The organism is Halomonas sp. G11 (genome assembly GCF_001663515.1).
GTDB lineage: Bacteria > Pseudomonadota > Gammaproteobacteria > Pseudomonadales > Halomonadaceae > Vreelandella.
Genome location: NZ_LYXG01000003.1, coordinates 44,434 through 64,452, shown reverse-complemented (window position 1 = coordinate 64,452; position 20,019 = coordinate 44,434). Strand labels below are relative to the sequence as shown.

Here is a 20,019-nt window from a genome sequence, read left to right as displayed (position 1 = left end):
GATGAAATGGTTAAAGAACGATCAGCGGTAGTTATTCGTCGCTGGGCGCTTCACCAAACCATTTTTCATAGATTTCATCGTAGGTGCCGTCTTCGCGCATTTCAGCCAAGGCTTCGTTGGTGGGTTCTACCCACTCGCTGCCTTTGTTGAAGACGATGCCATATTGCTGGCCTTCGTAAAGGGGACCCACCACCTTGGTACGACCTTCACCCCGGGTTTGTGAGAAGTAAGCGACGTTGGGGGCGTCGTAGAAGACGGCATCGACATTGCGGCCCAATAGCGCCATGTACATGTCGGAAGTACCGGGGTAGGGCGTATAGTCGGCGTCGTCACCAAACTTTTCTTCCAGGAAGTCGTAGCTGGTGGAGCCTGTTTTGGTGGCGATGGTCATGCCTTCCAGGTCATCAATGTCTTCAACGTCGCTATCGGCTCGAACGATGATCCGTAGGCCTGAATCGTAGTAGGGGTCAGAAAAATCAACGATCTCCGCCCGCTCTTCGGTAATGGTGATCCCGGCAATGGCAATCTCCTGGTTACCGGTTTGCACGGCAGGAATAATGCCTGAGAAGTCCATGGTGGTGAGATCGACTTCAAAGCCCGCCCGGTCGGCCACTTCGTTGATGATATCGATGTCGAAGCCGACCATCTCGCCGGTGTCTTCATCCATCATCTCAAAGGGGACGAAGCTTGGGTCAGTGGCGACATTGACGGTAGGCGTCTCTTGCGCCTGAGCAGAAGCACTGCCCAACGCAAGCGTCAGGGCGGATAAAGGCAGTACGGTGCGTGATAACAGCGATTTCATAGGTTTTCCCCGTGGTTTGTATGGCAAAGTGCCACAAAGCAGTGAGCACCGCTTTGCGACGGGTAGCTAAGCCTGTTATTGACATATTAACCTTGGCGAGAAACCATCAGGGCGTCAAGTCACGGGTGGGGATTGCGGTAAACGCTGGGTCGACGCTGCCCAACCTTATTCAAGGTGACGCTGCTACACCATAAACGATGCACCACAACCACAGGTGGTGGTGGCATTGGGGTTTTGCACGCGAAAACGAGCGCCTGCAAGGCCTTCTTCGTAGTCAACGGTTGAACCCACCAGATACTGGTAGGAGAGGGGATCAACCACCAGAGCGGCGTCACCAAATTCGATAACGGTGTCGTCATCGGCAACGTTATCGGCAAAATCAAAGCCGTATTGGAAACCTGAACAGCCACCGCCGGTGACATAAACGCGTAGTTTAAGCGTTGAGTTGTTTTCCTCTGCCATCAAGGCGTTGATACGTTTTTGAGCACTATCGGACAACAACAGTGGCGTTGGAACAAAGGATTCTGCGCTGCTCATGGCTACCTCCCGTGAGCGAATAGGGCGAATATCACTTAGTGACAGAAGCTCGCCCCGAAGCGAATAGACTGCATGAATGTTAATTATGAGTAAAACCTAGCAAAAGGGTCAACTATTACCGACCCAATGGAGGCTAGGGCATAACGGCCGGGGCACTTAGGCCGGTGGCTTCATCAAAGCCAAACATCAGATTGAGGTTTTGGACGGCCTGCCCCGAGGCTCCCTTTACCAGATTATCGATCACCGATAGCACCACAACCGTATCACTATTCTCCGGGCGGTGAACCGCAATACGACACGTATTGGTACCTTTCACACTGCGTGTTTCCGGGTGACTGCCAGCGGGCATGACGTCAACGCAGGGTTCGCCTGCGTAGCGACGTTCAAACAGTGCCTGAAGGTCGCCGGGTGCTGCGTTGAGTGTCGAATACAGGGTGGCGTGAATACCGCGAATCATGGGCGTCAGGTGTGGTACGAAGGTCAGGCTCACGGCACCGGCCTGAATGTCGGTGAGCCCCTGGCGGATTTCGGGCAAGTGGCGATGCCCGGAAGCACCGTACGCTTTCATGGACTCGCTGGCTTCGGCCAATAACGAACCGACTTTAGCCCCGCGACCGGCACCCGTGACGCCTGACTTGCAGTCGGCGATCAGCCGTCCGGCATCCACCAAACCGGCTTCCAGCAATGGCAGATAACCCAACTGAACGGCGGTAGGGTAACACCCCGGTACAGCGACCAGGCGCGCCGTTTTGATCTGTTCACGGTGCATTTCCGGCAGGCCGTAAACCGCTTCGCCAAGCAAGGCAGGTGCTCCGTGGGGTTGACCATACCAATACGCCCATTCGTCGGCATCGCGCAGGCGAAAATCCGCTGAGAGATCAATCACGCGGGTACCTTGATCCAGCAATTCGCCTGCCAGGGCGTGAGCCACCCCGTGGGGGGTGGCAAAAAACACCGCATCCAGAATGCCCAGCTGTTTGGCGTCGGGCTCGCTAAACGCCAGCGTGTCGTAGTGCCCACGCAGATTTGGGTACATGTCGCTGACCTTCACGCCCGCTTCTGAACGTGACGTGATCGCTGCTACTTCGACGTGAGGATGCATGGCGAGAAGCCGAAGCAGCTCGACGCCGGTGTAGCCTGTGCCGCCAACAATGCCTACCTTGATCACAATGACTCCTTGCAGATTTTGAGCGCAAAACGAATCGCCAACGGCTTAAGCATAGGATACCAAGCTGTTTATGCGTATCCAGCTATGATACACAAGAGTGTATAGACACAAGAGCAAGGATGGTCGCCTGTGGCGCGTTTTTCTCGATCTGATTTCACCCTGGACAGTTTTCGGCGCCAGTTGGCCAATGTCGATGCGCTGCCCCAGCTATGCGTATTGGGCTTGGTGTCGGGGCTGATTACCGGTGCCTTGATGGTCGTGTTTCGTTTGCTGCTATCTGCAGGGGCGTTGCTTTATATGCCCGAGGGCAACCCGGAAGCGTTTGAGTCACTGGCGCCCTGGGGGCGGGCAGCGCTTCCGTTTTTGGCCGTTGGCTTGATCGGCGTCCTGCTTTACCGCCAGAAAGCGGCGGCCCGTAAGCTTGGCGTGGCCCATGTCATCGAACGCCTGACCTACCATCAAGGCCGTTTCCCGCTGCGCAACTGGCTCAACCAATGGTGGGTGGGCGTCGTGGCCGTGCTGGGAGGCCTTTCGGCGGGTCGTGAGGGGCCTGCCATTCATCTTGGGGCGGCGGCGTCGAGTGGCCTTGGCCAGCGGATGCGACTACCCAACAACAGTTTACGGGTACTGGTTGCCTGCGGCACCGCCGCGGGGATTTCAGCCTCATTCAACACGCCCATTGCCGGTGTCATCTTTGCCATGGAAGTGGTGATGATGGAGTATACGATGATGAGCTTCATGCCCGTCATATTGGCGTCCATGATGGGTGCGCTGGTGGCTCAAGTGGTTTACGGCAATCAACCGGCGTTCCATATTCCCGACGTTGCCCTCGGCTCATTAATGAACCTGCCCTGGGTGGTCATGACGGGCCTGGTGATTGGTTTGCTGGCGGGCGGTTTCATTCATTTATCGCGCTTGCAGCGCTTTCAGCAGTGGCCCCTGTGGGGCCGCCTGGGTATTGTTGCACTTATAACCGGTGTGGCCGCCTTCTGGTTTCCCGAGGTGCAAGGGATTGGCTACGACAGTGTGGCCGCTGCCCTCAATAACCAGTTGACGGTTCAGGTGTTATTGGCGCTGATTGCGGTAAAGCTGGTAGTAACCACGCTGACGGTTGCCGGGGGGGTACCTATCGGGATCATTGGCCCGGTGTTGGTGATAGGCGCCGCGACGGGGGCCCTGAGTGGCCTCTTGGGGGACTGGGTATGGGGGGCCAAAGCCGCTGACCCGGGCATTTATGCCATGTTGGGGATGGCGGCGATGATGGGAGCCGTCTTGCAGGCACCGCTGGCGGCGCTCATGGCGCTGCTGGAGCTCACCCATACGCCAGGCATCATGTTGCCGGGCATGCTGGCAGTGGTGGTTGCCTGCCTGACGTCACGTCAATTAACCGGTTGCGAGGGGTTTTTTATCAGCAGCGTGCGCTATGGGCTGCACCCGCTACAGCAACCCTTGATGCAAGCGCTATCCAGGGTCTCGGTGCCAGCGGTGATGGAGCGTCACCTGGTACGCACATCGCGGATGATAACGCCGGACCAGGCGCGCCGCTTACTGGAAAATAACCCGATATGGCTGGTGATCGAACGCTCCAGTTCCGATAAGCCGGTGCTTGGGCTTAAAGCCGCTGCCCTGGCGCGTTGGATGATTGAGCACGATGAGTCATCGAGCGATAACGCCTCCAATGAAGGGTTGATCGATTTGTTGGAAATACCTGGGGAGCGCCTTGAAATGGCGCCTATCGCGTTACAGGCGACCCTTTCCGAAGCCTTTTTGACGTTGCAGAATGACGCTCTGGACGCGCTTTATGTGGTCCACGGTAATCGGCCGAAACAACAGCGTATTTCAGGTATCATCACTCGGGGCGCTATCGAGCGTTATTACCATTACAGCGATCCTCGCGATAATGATTCATCTCACAAAGAGCCTCAGCCTAAGGAGTGACAATGTATTTATGGATCAAAGCGATTCATCTAATCGCGATGGTAACCTGGTTTGCCGCCATGTTTTATCTACCCAGGCTGTTTGTCTATCATGCCCAGGCACGCGATGCGGATGATCAGCAAGCGATGACGTATTTTACGACCATGGAACGTAAGCTCTATCGGGGCATTATGATGCCGTCGATGATTGCCGTGCTGATTTTCGGTGGCTGGCTTCTGTATCTGGCACCCGCCTGGCTCAGCCAGGGATGGATGCATGCAAAGCTGCTGCTGATTGCGCTGTTGATTGCCTATCATCATGTCTGCCTGATTTATTTCAAGCAGTTCAGCCAGGCACGCTGCACCAAAAGTCATGTGTTTTTCCGCTGGTTTAACGAGTTACCGGTGATTGGCCTGATCGGCATTATCTTGCTGGCGGTGGTGAAACCGTTCTGATGCGCCAACCATTACCCCCTGTTGTACTCGTACTGGCCGGGCATGACCCGACCGGCGGCGCTGGATTGATCGCCGATAGTGAATCCATCGCTGCCTGCGGCGGCTGGGCGGTGACCGTTCCCACCGCGCTGACCATTCAAAACTGCCATGACGTAGTGCGGGTGGTGCCCACCGATGCACATCTCATCAACCAGATGGTCGATGAAATCGCGACCCTGCCGGTGGCGGCCATCAAGCTTGGTTTGATCAGCAGTGAGGCAACGCTTGAGGCGGTCATATCGATTATCCGGCGTTTCCCTGGGGTCCCGGTGGTGGCAGACCCGGTGCTGAAAGCGGGTGGCGGCGCTGAACTCTCGACACCTGAGTTGCGTCAACAGTACATCGCGCGACTGCTTCCCCTGGTCGATATCCTGACACCCAACCGTGCCGAATTGGCAGCGCTCACGCCCGAATGTCAGGCAACGGATGACGATACGGCAAGGGCGGTAGTACTGCTTTCGCTGGGTTGCCAGGCGGTGCTGGTGTCGGCGACCGATGATCCGTTACCCGGCAATGACGATCAGGTATTGCTGACGCTGCATTCACCGGATAATACCCGACAATGGCTATGGCCGCGTTTACCAGAGCAATTTCATGGTTCGGGGTGCACGCTGGCATCGTCGATTGCAGCCCGCCTGGCTGTAGGTGAGCGCTTACTTACAGCCTGCGAGCAGGCCCAGCACTATACTTGGCAAAGCTTGTCACAAGGTTATGAGACCCCAAGTGGGCAGTATTTACCTAACCGTACCCCACGCGCTTCACGCTTTTGATTTGATGACGCCATGCGATTAATGACGCAATGAATGAAGAGGACGCCATGACGACTTCCGCTGAATTGTTTGAACTAGCCAGCCGCCATATTCCGGGCGGCGTTAACTCCCCGGTGCGGGCCTTCAAGGGGTTGCATCGCCCGCCGGTATTCATGGAGCGCGCACAAGGCGCTTATCTGTTCGACGTTGAAGGCAATCGCTACGTCGACTACGTGGGTTCATGGGGGCCGATGATTACCGGGCATGCGGACCAGGATGTGCTTGCGGCGGTGCGTGCCCGGTTGGATAACGGCCTGTCGTTTGGTACCCCGACGGCGGTTGAAACCACCATGGCGGACCTGATCTGCGAAATGATCCCGTCAATGGAAATGGTGCGCATGACCAGTTCCGGTACCGAAGCGACGATGTCGGCCATCCGCCTCGCTCGCGGCACTACCGGTCGAGACAAGATCGTCAAGTTTGAAGGCAACTACCACGGTCACTCCGATTCGCTGCTGGTCAAAGCCGGGTCCGGAGCTTTGACCCATGGCGAGCCGAGCTCACCGGGTGTGCCAGCGTCGCTTGCCGAGCACACCATTACCTTGTCGTATAACGACCCCGAAGGTGTCGAGGCGTGCTTTGAAGAGATGGGCGATGAGATCGCCTGCATCATCGTCGAGCCGGTCTCCGGCAACATGAATTGCATTCCGCCTCAGCCAGGCTTTCTCGAGACGCTGCGTCGCGTGTGTAACGAGCACGACAGCGTACTGATTTTCGATGAAGTGATGACTGGTTTTCGCGTGGCGCTTGGCGGGGCCCAGGCTCATTACGGTGTGACCCCCGACCTCACCTGCCTTGGCAAGATCGTGGGTGGCGGTATGCCGGTCGGCGCCTTTGGCGGCAAACGCGAGATCATGCAGAACATTTCGCCGATGGGGCCGATTTATCAGGCGGGCACACTCTCAGGCAATCCGCTGGCCATGGCGGCCGGTATCGCGCTTCTGACCAAGCTTCAGGTACCCGGCTTCCATGATGCCCTGACCCAACGTGTTGAAACCTTGTGCACCGGTCTACAGGAACGCGCCAATGCCGCCAACGTGCCGATGATGACCCAATCGGCGGGCGGTATGTTCGGGATCTTTTTTACCGGCCAGCGCCGTGTGGATAACTTTGCCCAGGCGACCGCCTGCGACCCCGAAGCGTTTCGCCGTTTCTTCGGCGCGATGCTTGATCAAGGCGTCTATCTTGCCCCCTCGGCGTTCGAAGCGGGCTTCATGTCCAGCGCCCATACACCCGAAGATATCCAGAAAACGCTGGATGCCGCCGAGAAAGCCTTTGCCTTGATGTAATTAAAAGTAATGAAAACCCGCTATACGCAAAGAGCCGCTGATCACCAGCGGCTCTTTGCGTTGTAGAGGCCATTATTCGATTCGTGCCCTGCCTATTGGCGACCCAAAGCAAAGCGATAGCAGTTTTCTGCTCTTTGTAAGTTCTGGATTCCAGTACGTATCCCCGAACGTAATTGTAATTTTATATTGCTGACAGCTTTCTTGGGCTGACCCGGCACTGTAACCCTCCCTAATCCTCGATAAATATCAGCACAAGCTCGGCTCCATCATTGATCACAATCGTGCCATGACATCAGGCGTCGGGACTTTTCGCTGTGCCTGTTAATAATCAATTCTTTATAACATTGTATTTTAAGCGTTTTTTATTCATTTATGAGATAGCTAATGCTGGCTCACTCAAGCAACCTCATCTTTCCTTCGCCCCTTTCGCATTAAAAAAACCACCGATTGATTTGACAAATATCAGGTGTGCTCTCTTTCCATCCTCTCCTACTATGTAAATCAATATTTCAGTAAATAACTTTTTGTATCTCTGTGTATCTGTTAGCGATGACCCACCCACGGTCGAAGGTTGAGACGATGATGGCACAACATGAGAAAGGGCTTGAGGCGGCGCCCATGCTGATAAAGGGATTATCGACGCTTGTCATGGCTGGCTTCATCGCAAGTGCCTGGGGGCAGGAGCGTCTCCAGGACGATAGCTTCCATCGGGTTTTCACTACCACTTACCGTGCGGCCTCACTGATTGACGGTAACTCTCTCAGCAATGTTCAGGGAGCCATCAACGTCAATATAGCCGCCGGTAACACCAATCTACAGAGCAACTCCGGTGTGATTGCCATGGGTGATTATGCCCTGGCCAACAACATCGTGGTTCAGGTTGTTTCATCGAATAATCGCCTCGCACCGGAACAGGCGACCGCCGTCATCAAAGATGAGGCGTTGAGCCAGGCAGTTGGCTGGATTTCCGTCAACCAGGCAGCGGGGCAGGAAAATGTGCAGAGCAACACCTTGAGTGTGGCGCTGGGCATAAGGGGCAGCACCCTCAACAGCGAGTCGCTGGGTCAGGTGCAGTCCCGTACGCAAGATCCGACAGATGAGTCAGATGATGCTACGTCAGAACGGCGAGTCGCCATTGAAGATTCGGCGTTTGCAGGGTCGCGGGGTGTCATCCAGGTGAATCAGTCGGCGGGAATGGGCAACGTTACCGGGAACCATGTTGGTGTCCGCATGACATCCGGTGTTCGCTAAAAACGGTAGCTGCGCCTTGATAAAACCAAAAGCGTTACTTGCAAGTTCATTCAGGAGAAAGACCATGAAAACATTCGCAAAAGCACCGCTCGCCATGGCTATTGCTGCCCTGTTCGCATCTTCCTATGCGCTGGCATCTGATAGTGGTAGCAACAACACCTTCGATACCGACAGCTATGTTAACTCCTATTGGAATAACGAAATCGACGTCGAGATTGAGCATGAGATCGAATTCGAGGCTGATATCGAGGTCAAGGACGAATTTGGTATCAAGGACCCCAACAACTATGCGGCCGCTACCGTCGATCGTAAACAACTGAGTAATGATAATACGGTAAAGGCTGATAAGAGCAACAATGATGCAATCGTGAATGGCGACTCGGGTAACGGTGCCAGCGGTAATATTGGTATCAACGTGTCGGCTGGGGATCTCAACAAGCAAGCCAACGATACTTCCATCGCCAAGGGTACCGAAAGCGATTCATCTAATGGTGAAGAACTAACGGTTGAAACCGCGATGGGTAGTCGACGGGGTGGCGATCACGATGGAGGTCACGATGGCGGTCACGATAGCGACGCTGCCATGGTTTTTGCCAAGGCCGCTACTTTCTCGTTGCAGTCGTCTTCTGAAAATCGCTACTACAACGACGGCACCGAAAACAATGCGACGCTGGATAACTCGCTGCAAGGTGCTTCCGGTAATATCGGTGTGAACGTGGCTGCTGGTGCTGGCAACTCTCAGAGCAACGGTTTGGCCTTGGCCGTGGGTAGCAACAGCTCTGCGGATGCCACCAGCGGCGGTGTGCAGATGTCCTACGACAACATGTCTGATAACGACCTTTATGAAGTCGAGTTTCGTGGGCATACCGTTTGGGTTCAGAACAACGAAAACAATGCTCAGCTGAGTGGCGGTGCGTTGGCTGGGGCTACCGGTAATATCGGTGCCAACATCGCCTCAGGCAACGGCAATATGCAAAGCAACACCCTGTCGATCGCTCGCAGCCAGTGATCAAACGCGGGTGATTCATCCCGGCCCGTTCTGCGGGCCGGGATTTCGAATTTTTCAAGCCGCGCCGGAGGCGAGTATGAAGACCTTGGCGGTTTCCTTACTGGTAGTGACGTCGGCTTTTGCTTCGTTCGTGGGGGGTAACCCTGCTGAGGCAGCAACAATACGGCTGGGCAATGTGGTGCCCGGTACGACAGTCACCAAGGACGTGCAGTCAATTCGCGAGCGTCGCTTCGAAAATCTCATCGCTCAGGAAACAGACTTCTCCTGCGGAGCAGCTTCGTTGGCAACCATTCTAAAGTACGCCTATGGGCGGACTGGCGTGACCGAAGCAGACGTGCTGGCGGGTATGTTCAAGGTGGCTGACGAGGAAGTGGCGCAGCGTATGGGGTTTTCACTACTCGACTTGCGCAACTATGTAGAGTCGATTGGCCTACGCGCCCGTGGCTACGAGATTGAGGAAGCATCGCTGGATGCCGTGTCAATTCCGGTCATCGTGTTGCTGGATCTGGATGGTTATCAGCATTTCGTGGTGCTGAAAAAGGTCGTCGGCGACCGTGTTTATATTGGTGATCCTGCGTTGGGTAACAAAGTGATGGAGCGCTCAGAGTTTGTCGAGGCGTGGAACGAGGTCATCTTTGCGGTTATTGGCGATAATTTTGATACTCACACGGTATTACTGGACCCGTCTCAGCCGCTTACAGCGCGTCGGCTGACGGATGTCTTCTCCCCGGTTCCCAGGCAGCAACTGCTGGACTTCGGGTTTCGCCATGCTGAGGTGTTCTAGAGGCCTGGCGTAGTGATCATGAGGATTTGAGCATGAACGGTCATAAAAGCATTCGGCGGTGGGGTGAGGCAATGGCCGTGCCGCTAATCGGCGTCTCTATGATGCTAGCCACCATACCGGTGGTGCAGGCGGCAACCGTGTCGACGGATTTTAATGACCCCACTTATCAGCAGGGTAGGCAACTGACAGACCATGAACTGACTCAACTGCGTGGCAAGGCCGTCAATAACCGCGAGGTGCTGTTTTTCGGTGTGGAAATGTCAATGAACTGGAAAACATCGCTGGGCGAGGACATTCATGCGCGGGCGAATCTGGGTATCGATATGGCGGGTGGACGACCTTCACCAACGTTTTCTTCCCACATTACCTCGACCACTCCTGAAGAGTACGCTGCGTATCAGCAGGCTATGAACAATACTTCCCTGCCTGGAACTGGTTTGTCCAATGGCAGAGGTGTGGTACAGCTGGTCCAGGCCGGTGGCGATTTCAATACGGCCAATAACGCCTTCTGGGTTGATGTAGGGCAAGGTGCAGGGCGTAACAGCACTCAACCTGCTAATGGTGAAACAGAGCTGGCTCAGGGAGGTGCCCTTGTGAAGGTTGGCAGACAGGCAGGCGGGATAGGGATGACGATGACGGTTCCTGGCGCGGGGGTGGCAAGTCAGGATATAAGCCCGGGCCGTGGTCTGCATCAATCCATCCGGCTTATCAGTGACCATCAGCAAATTAGTAACATGACACGCTTGAATGTACAGTTGGGAAAAGTCTCGGATGCGGGTATTAATCGCGATTTCAAAAGTTTATTGAAATCGGTTAGCTCATTGGAGCGCCTGTAATCAAGAACTGTTTCAATCTTCTTCATACGTAATAGGCCGATCATCTTCGGCCTTTTTCATGCTTATATGACTATGTCTATTGCCTCTTAGGCTGACTGAGGGTATCAAGAAGTTGGGTCTTCCTTCGCGATCGAAGGAGTGGAGGCGAAAGGCTCTTACCGAGCTCATATTTAAGGGGATCGTCAATGCAGTATAATAATTCGACAAGCAAGTTGCAGTCTGCGGGTCACCGGTTTTTGCTCCCGCTATGTCTTTGCACGGCGGGGAGCCTGTCGTCGGCGGCAATGGCCCAGGGCACCAATGGAGAGGTCGTTCGAGAGGCCCAGCCCAGCCAGAGCGTCCAGAACGTGCTACGCGAGGAACACGCGCTTTTTTCAGACCGTTTGACCATTGAGCCAGGCATCAGCTACTCCTACTCTAACAGCAGTGAATTGGCGCTAAGCGGGTTTCTGGCGCTGGATGCCATCTTCCTGGGTAATATCAGCGTCGATACGGTGGAGAGCCACACGACCACTTTTGATGTGAGTACCCGTTACGGGGTAACGGACCGGCTAGAACTGGAGCTGGTGGTCCCTTATGTCTACCGTAGTAGCCACTACGAAACCATCGGTGCCGGTGGTGCAACAGGTGGGTTAGTCGAAGAAACCGTCAGTCAAGGTGATTTGGGGGATATCAGCGCTGGCCTTTACTATCGTGTCTTTGCTGAAACCCCGTCCCGTCCCGATGTGGTATGGAATTTTTCCGTTCGGGCACCGACGGGTAGGCATCCTTACGATATCAGGACTAACACCAGAATCGTGGACGTTGAGGAAGGTGGAACTGAAAACTTAACGGTGCCAACCGAGCTTCCAACCGGGAATGGCGTCTGGGGGGTTAGCACAGGGCTCTCGTTTCTCAAGACGGTTGACCCGGCCATCATCTTTGCCAATGTTGGCTACACCCATAACATCGCCCGGGACTTTGACGATATCAACTCAAGCGATCAGACAGTACCCGGCGAAATCAATCTGGGCGATAGTATTCGCCTGGGGTTCGGGACTGCCTTCGCCCTGAATGAGCGATTTAGTCTTTCCATGTCGTTTACACATCAGCATTCCCTGGAGACAAACGTTACCGTCGAGGGAGGGGCTGAGCAGTCGGTCATCGGTAGTAGCGCCAACGCCGCCTCGTTCAATTTCGGGGCTACCTACGGTTTGTCGGATTCCACTTCGATCGTCACCAGTCTGGGTGTCGGCTTGACCGACGATGCGCCAGACTTCACGCTCAACTTCCGTATGCCTTTCCAGATCTAACCAATATGAACCTTCCCTGCGTCCAGCTGGCGCAGGGAAGGTTCACGATGGTGGTTTCACCATTTAGCAAACTCTCTCAGCATGCATAAAATTGCCTTAGCACTTTGGGCTGAAGGAAGCGCGTCAGCATTGCCAACTTACCGAGAAAAACGGAGGCATTTACCATGCCCCTTCGTTCAGTTGTTGGCTAATGGCGACGCTGCAAGCTTCGTGCGGTTTCGATGTTGGGCAGGATGGGCCCCAGGTTCTGATGAATCCAGTTCAGTGCCTGAATGCGGTTGTGTACGTTGATTTTGCGGAAGATATTGTAAAGGTGAGACTTGACGGTGTGTTCGCTGAGGAACAGTTTTTCGGCAATCTGGTGATTGGAGGCCCCGGCACTCAGCAGCGAGATAATTTCCATTTCCCGGTTGGTGAGACCGCAGGCGGGCCTGAAAGCGTTGTTTTGATATTTGCGGTAGAACAGGATCAACCGCGTCATCAGTTCCCGGGACATCCATAATTCGTCCTCGAGCAGTGCATGAATGCCCTTGCAAATGACATCCAGGCTCTCATGGCGATAGAACACCCCTTTCAACTGCGCACAGGAAAGCGCTTCAAGTGCATGATCCATATCGCGGATATTAAAGGCGGCTAATGGCGAGTTATGGAGCGTCTCAGGGAGCTGATGCTGCCAGTCTGGCAGGGTATCAACGCTGATGTGATCGCTGTCTATCAACATCAGGGCATTACCCGACGCCGGTGCCGTAACGCGTTCATTAGGAGACTGCAGTTGCACTTGGCACTCGGTGTGAGTCCCCAGGTACTCCGCAAATAATTTTGATTGTGGGCTTTTTTCGGTAACGATAAATACCGTATCAATCGCCTTCGCCTGCGACATTGGAAAACCCTCGTAGAAACAACGAATGAGCGGATGGTCTTTTAAGTGTTGTCTATTAATCGCAAAATGTAAATATTTGTTACTAAAAAAGCATTAAATAAGATGAGGAAGAATCGCTTTTATAATATATATATATGAAATATAAGGTTTATTATTTTTCTAATACCTTGAGGATGCTTGATGTAAGCTACATCGTGTTACATTTAGAGCTCTTCAGTCGAGCCTCTGGCATGCGTAAACTGATCGTTCACTCAAGGAGGTCGCCGCATGACCAGTACCCAAACGCTTGTGCTTGCCAGCGGAAACGCTGGTAAATTGAAAGAATTCAATGAATTATTAGCGCCTCTTGGTTTTGATGTCCGGCCTCAAGCAGACTTTGGCGTTCACGACGTGGCAGAGACAGGCGTGACCTTTGTGGAAAACGCGCTTATTAAAGCTCGTGAAGCGAGCCGCCAAAGTGGATTACCGGCCCTGGCTGATGACTCAGGTCTAGAGGTCGATGCGTTACAGGGCGCACCGGGCATCTATTCCGCCCGTTATGCAGGCGAACCCAAAAGCGACCAGCGCAATAACGCCAAGTTGCTTGAGGCCTTGCAGGATTGCCCGGAAGGGCAGCGAACGGCACGTTATTGGTGTGTTCTGGTTTACCTGCGCCACCCTGAGGACCCGGTGCCCGTTATTGTGCAGCGTAGCTGGGAAGGCGAAGTCCTGGCGCACCCGCGCGGTGAGGGCGGCTTTGGCTATGACCCGCTATTCTGGCTGCCCGATCAGAGCACGAGCGTGGCGGAATTACCCAGCGAGACAAAAAATCGGCTGAGTCATCGTGGGCGTGCCCTTAGCGGGTTAGTCGACGTGTTGAAGGTGGCCCATGGCTGAGCCGTTGCCGCCGTTATCGCTGTATATCCATACGCCTTGGTGCGTGCGCAAATGCCCTTATTGCGACTTTAATTCCCACGAGCCCCAGGGCAATGAATTACCGGAAACCGCTTACCTTAAGGCGCTGTTACAGGACATCGATGGCGATCTTGAACTGGCGGCGGGGCGAACCATCCATAGCATATTTATCGGCGGTGGAACGCCCAGTCTGCTTTCCCCAGCTTTCTATAAAAGCCTTTTAAGCGAAGTAAGTGCTCGCTTACCATTTGCAGAGACAATTGAAATCACCCTTGAGGCCAACCCGGGTACCACCGAGCAAAGCCGCTTTACCGGCTACCGAGATGCCGGTATCAACCGGCTTTCGCTCGGGGTACAAAGTTTCCATCCGGACCAGCTGGCCGCATTGGGTCGAATTCACAGCGGTGAAGAGGCGGTCAGCGCCGTCAACCAGGCGCGTCAGGCGGGCTTCGATAACCTCAATATTGACCTGATGCACGGCCTGCCGCAGCAGACGCCGCAACTGGCGATGGCAGATATCGAGCAAGCGCTGGCGTTATCCCCTGAACACTTGTCCTGGTACCAGCTGACGCTGGAGCCCAACACGGCGTTTTATGCCCATCCACCCACTTTGCCTCATGAAGAAACCCTTTGGGATATTCAGGATCAGGGCCATTTACGTTTACAGCAGGCGGGACTGGCACGTTACGAAATTTCCGCTTATGCGCGCCCTGATCGACAGAGTCTGCACAATCTCAATTATTGGCAGTTTGGCGACTATCTGGGCATCGGGGCGGGTGCTCACGGTAAGCTGAGCCATATGGATGCCCAGGGGCAGTGGCATATTGAGCGGCATTGGAAAACGCGTCAGCCAGATGCCTATCTAAGGCGGGTGAATGACCCACGCGGCTTTATCGCGGGCAAGCAGTCCATTGATGAAAACGAACTGCCGCTGGAGTTCTCGATGAATGCACTGCGTCTGACCCAGGGGGTTCCTGTTTCGATATGGTCAGCGCATACGGGGTTGCCGGTTGATGTGCTGTTGGCGCGCTTACACAATGCCGAAAAAAAAGGACTTTTGATGGAAATGCCAAAAAGACTGCAGGCATCGCCTCAAGGTCTATTATTCTTGAACGAGTTGCTGGCTTTGATAAGCGACGAGTAACTTCATAGATAGATGACAATATTAAGGAGTGAGCGATGCGTATTTCTCGACTACTGACCCCGTTAGCGGCCGCTGTGCTGGTTGCCGGTTGTGCAACCTCGGACCCTTACGGCGGCGGTCAAACTCAGCGCTCATCGACGGCCACTGGCACAGGTATTGGTGCCGTGGTAGGCGCGGCTGCCGGTGCGCTGTCCGGGGATGGTAGCACCAGCCGCCGAGATCGGGCGCTGATCGGCGCCGCGGTAGGTGCCGCAGCGGGTGCTGGCATAGGGGCTTATATGGACCGCCAGGAGCAACAACTGCGCCAAAACCTCGAAGGCTCGCGCATCGAAATTGATCGTCGCGGCGACGATATCGTGCTGAACATGCCAAGCAGCGTGACCTTTGGCTTTGATTCCGCTGAATTGACCAGCCAGGCCCGTAGCTCGTTAAACGAAGTGGCCAATGTGGTCAGCGAATACGCTGACACCCGGATCAACATTGCGGGCCATACCGACAGCACCGGTGACGAAGCCTATAACCAGCGTTTGTCTGAGCGTCGCGCCCAGGCAGTAGGTAGTTACTTGAACCAGAATGGCGTGTCCTCAATGCGTCTAAGTACCCGAGGCTATGGCGAATCCCAGCCGGTGGCCAGCAACGATACTGAAGAAGGACGCAGCCAGAACCGTCGCGTCGAAATTACCTTGACGCCGACGGCAGAAGCTCAAAACCAAGGCAGCTAGGCGATACCGCTGCGAAGCCATTTCAATGCCCGCTATGCTGAGTAGCGGGCTTTTTTATGAGTTGTCGAATTATCATGTTGTCATATCAACACGCGTATCATGCGGGTAATTTTGCCGATGTGCATAAGCATTTAACGTTATTTGCAACCATCGAGTACCTGCTGCGCAAAGCTTCACCGGTGACGTATATCGATACCCACGCGGGGCGGGGATTTTACCCGTTGTCGAATGAAGAAACCCAGCGCTTGAAGGAGTACCGGGACGGTGTCTGGCCTCTCTGGGAAGCGGCTCAATCGGTGTCCGATCCGCTGCTGTGCAGTTGGCTGGATGCCCTGGCACGTGCGCAGCGTCATCCCGATGCCTTAACTCATTACCCCGGCTCCCCCTGGTGGATAAGCCAGGCGCTACGCGCCAAGGAGCGGTTGTACGGGTTTGAATTGCACCCTGGTGAACACCAGCATTTGGATGACCAGGCGCTGGCACAAGGCGTCGTGCGAATTCATGGTGATGGTTTGCAGGGATTATGCCAGCGCCTGCCTGTTGCAACGCCGCGTGTCTGTGTGCTGATTGACCCAAGCTACGAGCGTAAAGACGAGTATCAGGTGGTGGCGGATACCCTTAGTGTGGCGCTTGCGAAAGCGCGTCACGCGGTGGTGTTGATCTGGTACCCATTGCTGCCTGCCAATAACCACAAGGTGCTGTTGGAAGCGCTTGAGCGCAGCGGCATCCGCAAAATCTGGCGTAGCGAGTTGTGCCTGCGAGCCGCGCAGACCCATGAGCGCGGCATGTACGGAAGCGGAATGTTGGTGGTCAACCCGCCCTGGGGACTGGACGAGCGCCTGGCGGGCGCGATGACCCAGTTGACCCCGCTTTTGGGCACACAAAGCCGCTATCGGGCGTCTTGGTTGGTCGGGGAGTAGCGCCCGTTTAGGCAAGCTCATTTACCGATGCAGAAGCTGCCAAAAATTTCCCCCAGCAAATCGTCGGCGCTGAATTCACCGGTGATTTCGCCCAGCGCCTGCTGCGCATCGCGTAGATCTTCCGCCAGCAATTCACCGGCGCCATTGCCCTCGAGCTGTCGGCGGCCGGTTTCAAGGGCGTTCATTGCCCGGTCAAGCGCATCCAGGTGGCGGCGGCGGGCCGAAAAGCGTCCTTCGGTGGTCGCTGAGAAGCCCATGATATCCTTAAGGTGGGCTTTCAAGTTATCCACACCGGCTCCCGTTTTCGCTGAAAGACGTACCGTAGGTGGCGTTGTGGATAAGTCTATGCCCGCTTGCTCGGCGCTGGTGTCGATTTTATTTCGTACCAGCGTCAGGCGCTGCTGGTCCGGCAGCCGGGCGACAAATTCAGGCCAGATTGCCATGGGGTCGGTTTCATCGGTCGTTGACGCATCGACCAGCAGCAGTACGCGGTCGGCGCCTTCGATTTCTGCCCAGGCCCGGGCAACGCCGATCTGTTCCACCGCGTCAGGCGTATCGCGTAGCCCTGCGGTGTCAATCACATGCAGCGGCATCCCATCGATGTGGATATGCTCGCGCAGTACATCCCGCGTGGTACCGGCAATGTCGGTGACGATGGCGGTGTCCTGCTCGGTCAGCGCGTTGAGCAAGCTTGACTTACCCGCATTGGGACGCCCGGCAATAACAACGCTCATGCCTTCGCGCATCAGGGCACCCTGTCCAGCGGCTGACCGAACGTCGATAAGCTCATTGTGTACATCGTCCAGCAGGCTGGCCACGTGGCCATCAGCCAGAAAGTCGATTTCTTCCTCGGGGAAATCAATTGCTGCCTCGACATAGACACGCAATTCGATAAGCCGCTGTACCAGTCCGGCGACCCGGTTGGAAAACTCGCCCTGAAGCGAACGCACCGCGTTTTCGGCGGCCGAACGGGAGGTGGCATCTATCAGGTCGGCAATGGCTTCGGCCTGGGCCAGGTCAAGCTTGTCATTCAGGAAAGCGCGCTCCGAAAACTCCCCCGGCCTTGCCAGCCGAGCCCCGAGCTGGACGCAGCGTTCGAGCAGCATATCCATGATCACCGGCCCGCCATGGCCTTGCAGTTCGAGCACATCTTCACCGGTGAATGAGTGAGGATCCGGAAACAGTAGCGCGATCCCCTCATCGATACTGCCTTCTGCGCCCATGAAAGCGCCATAGTGTGCATAGCGGGGGGCTGGGCAGTGGCCTAGCATGGCGACGGCAATGTCGCGGCAGGCTGGGCCAGAAACACGAATAATACCGACGCCACCACGACCGGGAGGCGTGGCCAGGGCGGCGATGGTGTCTTGGGTATAGAGTCGGTCTGCCATGGCGTTTCTCTTTGTAGGTGCAGGTGGCAAGTGTGCGTAGTGTGAGTTTTTGCCCCCTGAAACACCAGACCCCCGCAAAGGCGGGGGTCTGGGTGTTCAAGGTATCGGCTTTATTTTTTGGTTTTCATGCCTTTGCCGATACTTGGGTCCTGCTCGATTTTGCGCGTAATAAAGTACTGCTGCGCCACCGAGATAATGTTGTTGACCACCCAGTAGATCACCAGGCCCGCCGGGAACCACAGGAAGAAGAACGTAAAGATGATGGGGAGCATCTTCATGATCTTCGCCTGCATGGGATCAGGCGGCGTGGGATTAAGCTGTTGCTGTACGAACATCGAAAGCCCCATCAGAATCGGCAGAATGAAGTACGGGTCTTTCACCGACAGATCCTGCACCCAGAAGATGAAGGGAGCGTGTCTCAGTTCAACGGATTCCAGCAACATCCAGTACAAGGCGATAAAGACGGGCATCTGCACCAGAATCGGCAAGCAGCCACCCAGAGGATTGATCTTCTCCTTCTGGTAGAACTTCATCATCTCTTGAGACATTTTCTGGCGGTCATCGCCGTACATCTCCTTGAGACGCTGCATCTCGGGGCCAAGCTTGCGCATCCGTGCCATCGACTTGTAAGCCTTGGCAGAAAGCGGGAACAGAATGGTTTTCACCAATACCGTCAACAGGACGATTGACCAGCCCCAGTTGCCGACAATGTCGTGAATCTTGTCCAGCAGCCAGAAGAGCGGGTTAGCCAGGAACCATAGCCAGCCATAGTCGACCGTCAGACGAAGGTTAGGGGCTACTTCCTCAAGGTGATCCTGAACCTTGGGTCCCATATAGAGGGTGGCACCCAAGGAGGTTTCTTCTTCCGGTGCTAGCTCGCTGGTGGGCCCAGCAAAGGCGACGACATTACGGTCCCGCGAATCCGTGGAGACGTAGTAGAGGTTCTGCTGATCCTGAGAGGGTGCCCAGGCCGAGACAAAGTAGTGCTGGATGATGGCAATCCAGCCGCCTTGTGCCTCTCGATTATTGAAGTTGCCGCTTTGTATATCGTCAAAATCAATCTTTCCGTAGGTTTCTTCAGGCGTCGAATACGCCGCACCCAGATAGGAATTCATGCCCATGCTGACGCCGCTTGACGGATCAGGGCTGTTATCCCGGGCAAGTTGGCCGATAAAGCGAGCGCTGACAGGCTCATCGGTGTTATTGGCCAAGTAGTAATTGACGTCAACGGCGTAATTGCCGCGTTCGAAGGTAAGTCGCTTGATGACGTCGATGCCGTTTACTTCGGCGGTGAGGTTGACCTCAAGCTGTTCTTCGTCATCACCCAGCAGGTATTCGCTGTTGTCGGGGGTGAAGGCAATACGATTGGCTTCCCCGTTAAGCTGCAGGCCCGAGCGGGCCACGTAACTGCGGGTTTGATTGTCGGAGAGCAGAACATAGCTGCGATCCGACTCGAGCGCCTGTTTATGCTGAGGTAAGGCGGCATACACGATATCGCCACCGTGTGGATCAATGCGAACATCGAGCACGTCGGTGGTAACCGCGATGAAATCACGGCTGTCAGTGTCACTCTCGTCGCTGTTTAGCGCGTCCTGCGAAGCGGCAGCGTCATCACCGGGAACCGACAGGTTATCTGCGTCGTTATTGCCAGACGCACCGCCACCTTCCGACGTTGCGTTGCTATCGCTGCTTTGACGTTGCGATTGTTCGGATGACGATTGATAAGACGTCTGTCCGTAATCCTGATTCCACTGTACAACCAGTAGATAGGCTAGAATAGCAAGTGGAATCAGTAATATAAGTCGTTTTACGTCCATGAGGGTTCTGCCCGCTGGGTGGTGAACATGCTAATGGCGCAGTATCAATTGCTCGACCCATGACAC

The 20,019-nt window shown here is 55.1% G+C and carries 19 protein-coding genes; 13 read left to right on the top strand and 6 right to left on the bottom strand.

The genetic code is table 11. The annotated features are described in order from the left end of the window. Positions 1–31 precede the first annotated feature (31 nt). The 3 genes from ADS46_RS02085 to argC all read right to left on the bottom strand — a co-directional run bounded on the left by ADS46_RS02085 (position 32) and on the right by argC (position 2,507). Complete coding sequence (locus ADS46_RS02085; RefSeq protein WP_066315656.1) at positions 32–802, bottom strand: transporter substrate-binding domain-containing protein; 771 nt, start codon at positions 800–802, stop codon at positions 32–34. Positions 803–985: 183 nt separating this feature from the next. Beyond that, positions 986–1,339, bottom strand: coding sequence for an iron-sulfur cluster insertion protein ErpA (gene erpA / locus ADS46_RS02080; protein ID WP_066315652.1), 354 nt, complete (start codon positions 1,337–1,339; stop codon positions 986–988). 133 nt (positions 1,340–1,472) lie between these two features. Continuing rightward, positions 1,473–2,507, bottom strand: a complete 1,035-nt coding sequence (argC, locus tag ADS46_RS02075) for an N-acetyl-gamma-glutamyl-phosphate reductase (protein WP_066315649.1) — start codon at positions 2,505–2,507, stop codon at positions 1,473–1,475. A gap of 129 nt (positions 2,508–2,636) precedes the next feature. Between argC and ADS46_RS02070 the strand changes: the two genes are divergently transcribed. The 9 genes from ADS46_RS02070 to ADS46_RS02030 all read left to right on the top strand — a co-directional run bounded on the left by ADS46_RS02070 (position 2,637) and on the right by ADS46_RS02030 (position 12,188). Then, the gene (locus ADS46_RS02070) at positions 2,637–4,445 is read left to right on the top strand and encodes a chloride channel protein (protein WP_066315642.1); all 1,809 of its coding nucleotides are present in this window, start codon (positions 2,637–2,639) and stop codon (positions 4,443–4,445) included. A 2-nt stretch (positions 4,446–4,447) separates the two neighbouring features. Further along, on the top strand, positions 4,448–4,879 hold the full coding sequence (gene hemJ, locus ADS46_RS02065; protein ID WP_066315640.1) for a protoporphyrinogen oxidase HemJ: 432 nt from the start codon (positions 4,448–4,450) through the stop codon (positions 4,877–4,879). Beyond that, positions 4,879–5,688, top strand: coding sequence for a bifunctional hydroxymethylpyrimidine kinase/phosphomethylpyrimidine kinase (gene thiD / locus ADS46_RS02060; protein ID WP_066315633.1), 810 nt, complete (start codon positions 4,879–4,881; stop codon positions 5,686–5,688). The genes hemJ and thiD overlap by 1 nt, the downstream gene beginning before the upstream one ends. Before the next feature lie 47 nt (positions 5,689–5,735). Further along, positions 5,736–7,016: a glutamate-1-semialdehyde 2,1-aminomutase gene (gene hemL, locus ADS46_RS02055; RefSeq protein WP_066315631.1), complete on the top strand. Its 1,281-nt coding sequence runs from the start codon at positions 5,736–5,738 to the stop codon at positions 7,014–7,016. A 579-nt stretch (positions 7,017–7,595) separates the two neighbouring features. After that, complete coding sequence (locus ADS46_RS02050; RefSeq protein WP_066315621.1) at positions 7,596–8,267, top strand: hypothetical protein; 672 nt, start codon at positions 7,596–7,598, stop codon at positions 8,265–8,267. A gap of 64 nt (positions 8,268–8,331) precedes the next feature. Then, the gene (locus ADS46_RS02045; protein ID WP_066315618.1) at positions 8,332–9,276 is read left to right on the top strand and encodes a hypothetical protein; all 945 of its coding nucleotides are present in this window, start codon (positions 8,332–8,334) and stop codon (positions 9,274–9,276) included. Positions 9,277–9,352: 76 nt separating this feature from the next. Next, complete coding sequence (locus tag ADS46_RS02040) at positions 9,353–10,060, top strand: C39 family peptidase (protein ID WP_066315615.1); 708 nt, start codon at positions 9,353–9,355, stop codon at positions 10,058–10,060. Positions 10,061–10,092: 32 nt separating this feature from the next. Beyond that, entirely contained in the window at positions 10,093–10,896 is an 804-nt protein-coding gene (locus ADS46_RS02035) for a hypothetical protein (protein ID WP_066315613.1), read from the top strand. A 185-nt stretch (positions 10,897–11,081) separates the two neighbouring features. Next, the gene (locus tag ADS46_RS02030; RefSeq protein ID WP_234346745.1) at positions 11,082–12,188 is read left to right on the top strand and encodes a hypothetical protein; all 1,107 of its coding nucleotides are present in this window, start codon (positions 11,082–11,084) and stop codon (positions 12,186–12,188) included. A 187-nt stretch (positions 12,189–12,375) separates the two neighbouring features. On the opposite strand, the gene ADS46_RS02025 is transcribed toward ADS46_RS02030, so the two are convergent. Further along, positions 12,376–13,068, bottom strand: a complete 693-nt coding sequence (locus ADS46_RS02025) for a LuxR C-terminal-related transcriptional regulator (protein WP_066315611.1) — start codon at positions 13,066–13,068, stop codon at positions 12,376–12,378. A gap of 267 nt (positions 13,069–13,335) precedes the next feature. Here ADS46_RS02025 and rdgB point away from each other — a divergent pair, with 267 nt between their 5' ends. The 4 genes from rdgB (at position 13,336) to ADS46_RS02005 (ending at position 16,748) form a co-directional block, all read left to right on the top strand. Next, on the top strand, positions 13,336–13,944 hold the full coding sequence (rdgB, locus tag ADS46_RS02020) for an RdgB/HAM1 family non-canonical purine NTP pyrophosphatase (protein ID WP_066315609.1): 609 nt from the start codon (positions 13,336–13,338) through the stop codon (positions 13,942–13,944). After that, positions 13,937–15,106 (top strand): radical SAM family heme chaperone HemW, encoded by a 1,170-nt coding sequence (gene hemW, locus ADS46_RS02015; RefSeq protein ID WP_066315608.1) that lies wholly within the window; start codon positions 13,937–13,939, stop codon positions 15,104–15,106. The genes rdgB and hemW overlap by 8 nt, the downstream gene beginning before the upstream one ends. 35 nt (positions 15,107–15,141) lie before the next feature. Next, positions 15,142–15,828, top strand: coding sequence for an OmpA family protein (locus ADS46_RS02010; protein WP_066315606.1), 687 nt, complete (start codon positions 15,142–15,144; stop codon positions 15,826–15,828). A gap of 74 nt (positions 15,829–15,902) precedes the next feature. Then, the gene (locus ADS46_RS02005) at positions 15,903–16,748 is read left to right on the top strand and encodes a 23S rRNA (adenine(2030)-N(6))-methyltransferase RlmJ (protein ID WP_066315605.1); all 846 of its coding nucleotides are present in this window, start codon (positions 15,903–15,905) and stop codon (positions 16,746–16,748) included. A gap of 17 nt (positions 16,749–16,765) precedes the next feature. Here ADS46_RS02005 and mnmE read toward each other — a convergent pair whose 3' ends face one another. Continuing rightward, positions 16,766–18,136 carry a tRNA uridine-5-carboxymethylaminomethyl(34) synthesis GTPase MnmE gene (gene mnmE / locus ADS46_RS02000; RefSeq protein WP_066315603.1) on the bottom strand — a complete coding sequence of 457 codons (1,371 nt, stop codon included), beginning with the start codon at positions 18,134–18,136 and terminating at the stop codon, positions 16,766–16,768. Between the two features lie 110 nt (positions 18,137–18,246). After that, entirely contained in the window at positions 18,247–19,953 is a 1,707-nt protein-coding gene (gene yidC, locus ADS46_RS01995; protein WP_066315600.1) for a membrane protein insertase YidC, read from the bottom strand. Positions 19,954–20,019: the final 66 nt, after the last annotated feature.

Coding starts and splice junctions, on each gene's coding strand:
- ADS46_RS02040 (WP_066315615.1), top strand. CDS start 9,353: ATGAAGACCTTGGCGGTTTCCTTACTGGTAGTGACGTCGGCTTTTGCT.
- ADS46_RS02025 (WP_066315611.1), bottom strand. CDS start 13,068: ATGTCGCAGGCGAAGGCGATTGATACGGTATTTATCGTTACCGAAAAA.
- mnmE (WP_066315603.1), bottom strand. CDS start 18,136: ATGGCAGACCGACTCTATACCCAAGACACCATCGCCGCCCTGGCCACG.
- erpA (WP_066315652.1), bottom strand. CDS start 1,339: ATGAGCAGCGCAGAATCCTTTGTTCCAACGCCACTGTTGTTGTCCGAT.
- hemJ (WP_066315640.1), top strand. CDS start 4,448: ATGTATTTATGGATCAAAGCGATTCATCTAATCGCGATGGTAACCTGG.
- ADS46_RS02030 (WP_234346745.1), top strand. CDS start 11,082: ATGCAGTATAATAATTCGACAAGCAAGTTGCAGTCTGCGGGTCACCGG.
- ADS46_RS02045 (WP_066315618.1), top strand. CDS start 8,332: ATGAAAACATTCGCAAAAGCACCGCTCGCCATGGCTATTGCTGCCCTG.
- ADS46_RS02005 (WP_066315605.1), top strand. CDS start 15,903: ATGTTGTCATATCAACACGCGTATCATGCGGGTAATTTTGCCGATGTG.
- hemL (WP_066315631.1), top strand. CDS start 5,736: ATGACGACTTCCGCTGAATTGTTTGAACTAGCCAGCCGCCATATTCCG.
- ADS46_RS02010 (WP_066315606.1), top strand. CDS start 15,142: ATGCGTATTTCTCGACTACTGACCCCGTTAGCGGCCGCTGTGCTGGTT.
- thiD (WP_066315633.1), top strand. CDS start 4,879: ATGCGCCAACCATTACCCCCTGTTGTACTCGTACTGGCCGGGCATGAC.
- ADS46_RS02035 (WP_066315613.1), top strand. CDS start 10,093: ATGAACGGTCATAAAAGCATTCGGCGGTGGGGTGAGGCAATGGCCGTG.
- rdgB (WP_066315609.1), top strand. CDS start 13,336: ATGACCAGTACCCAAACGCTTGTGCTTGCCAGCGGAAACGCTGGTAAA.
- ADS46_RS02050 (WP_066315621.1), top strand. CDS start 7,596: ATGATGGCACAACATGAGAAAGGGCTTGAGGCGGCGCCCATGCTGATA.
- yidC (WP_066315600.1), bottom strand. CDS start 19,953: ATGGACGTAAAACGACTTATATTACTGATTCCACTTGCTATTCTAGCC.
- hemW (WP_066315608.1), top strand. CDS start 13,937: ATGGCTGAGCCGTTGCCGCCGTTATCGCTGTATATCCATACGCCTTGG.
- ADS46_RS02085 (WP_066315656.1), bottom strand. CDS start 802: ATGAAATCGCTGTTATCACGCACCGTACTGCCTTTATCCGCCCTGACG.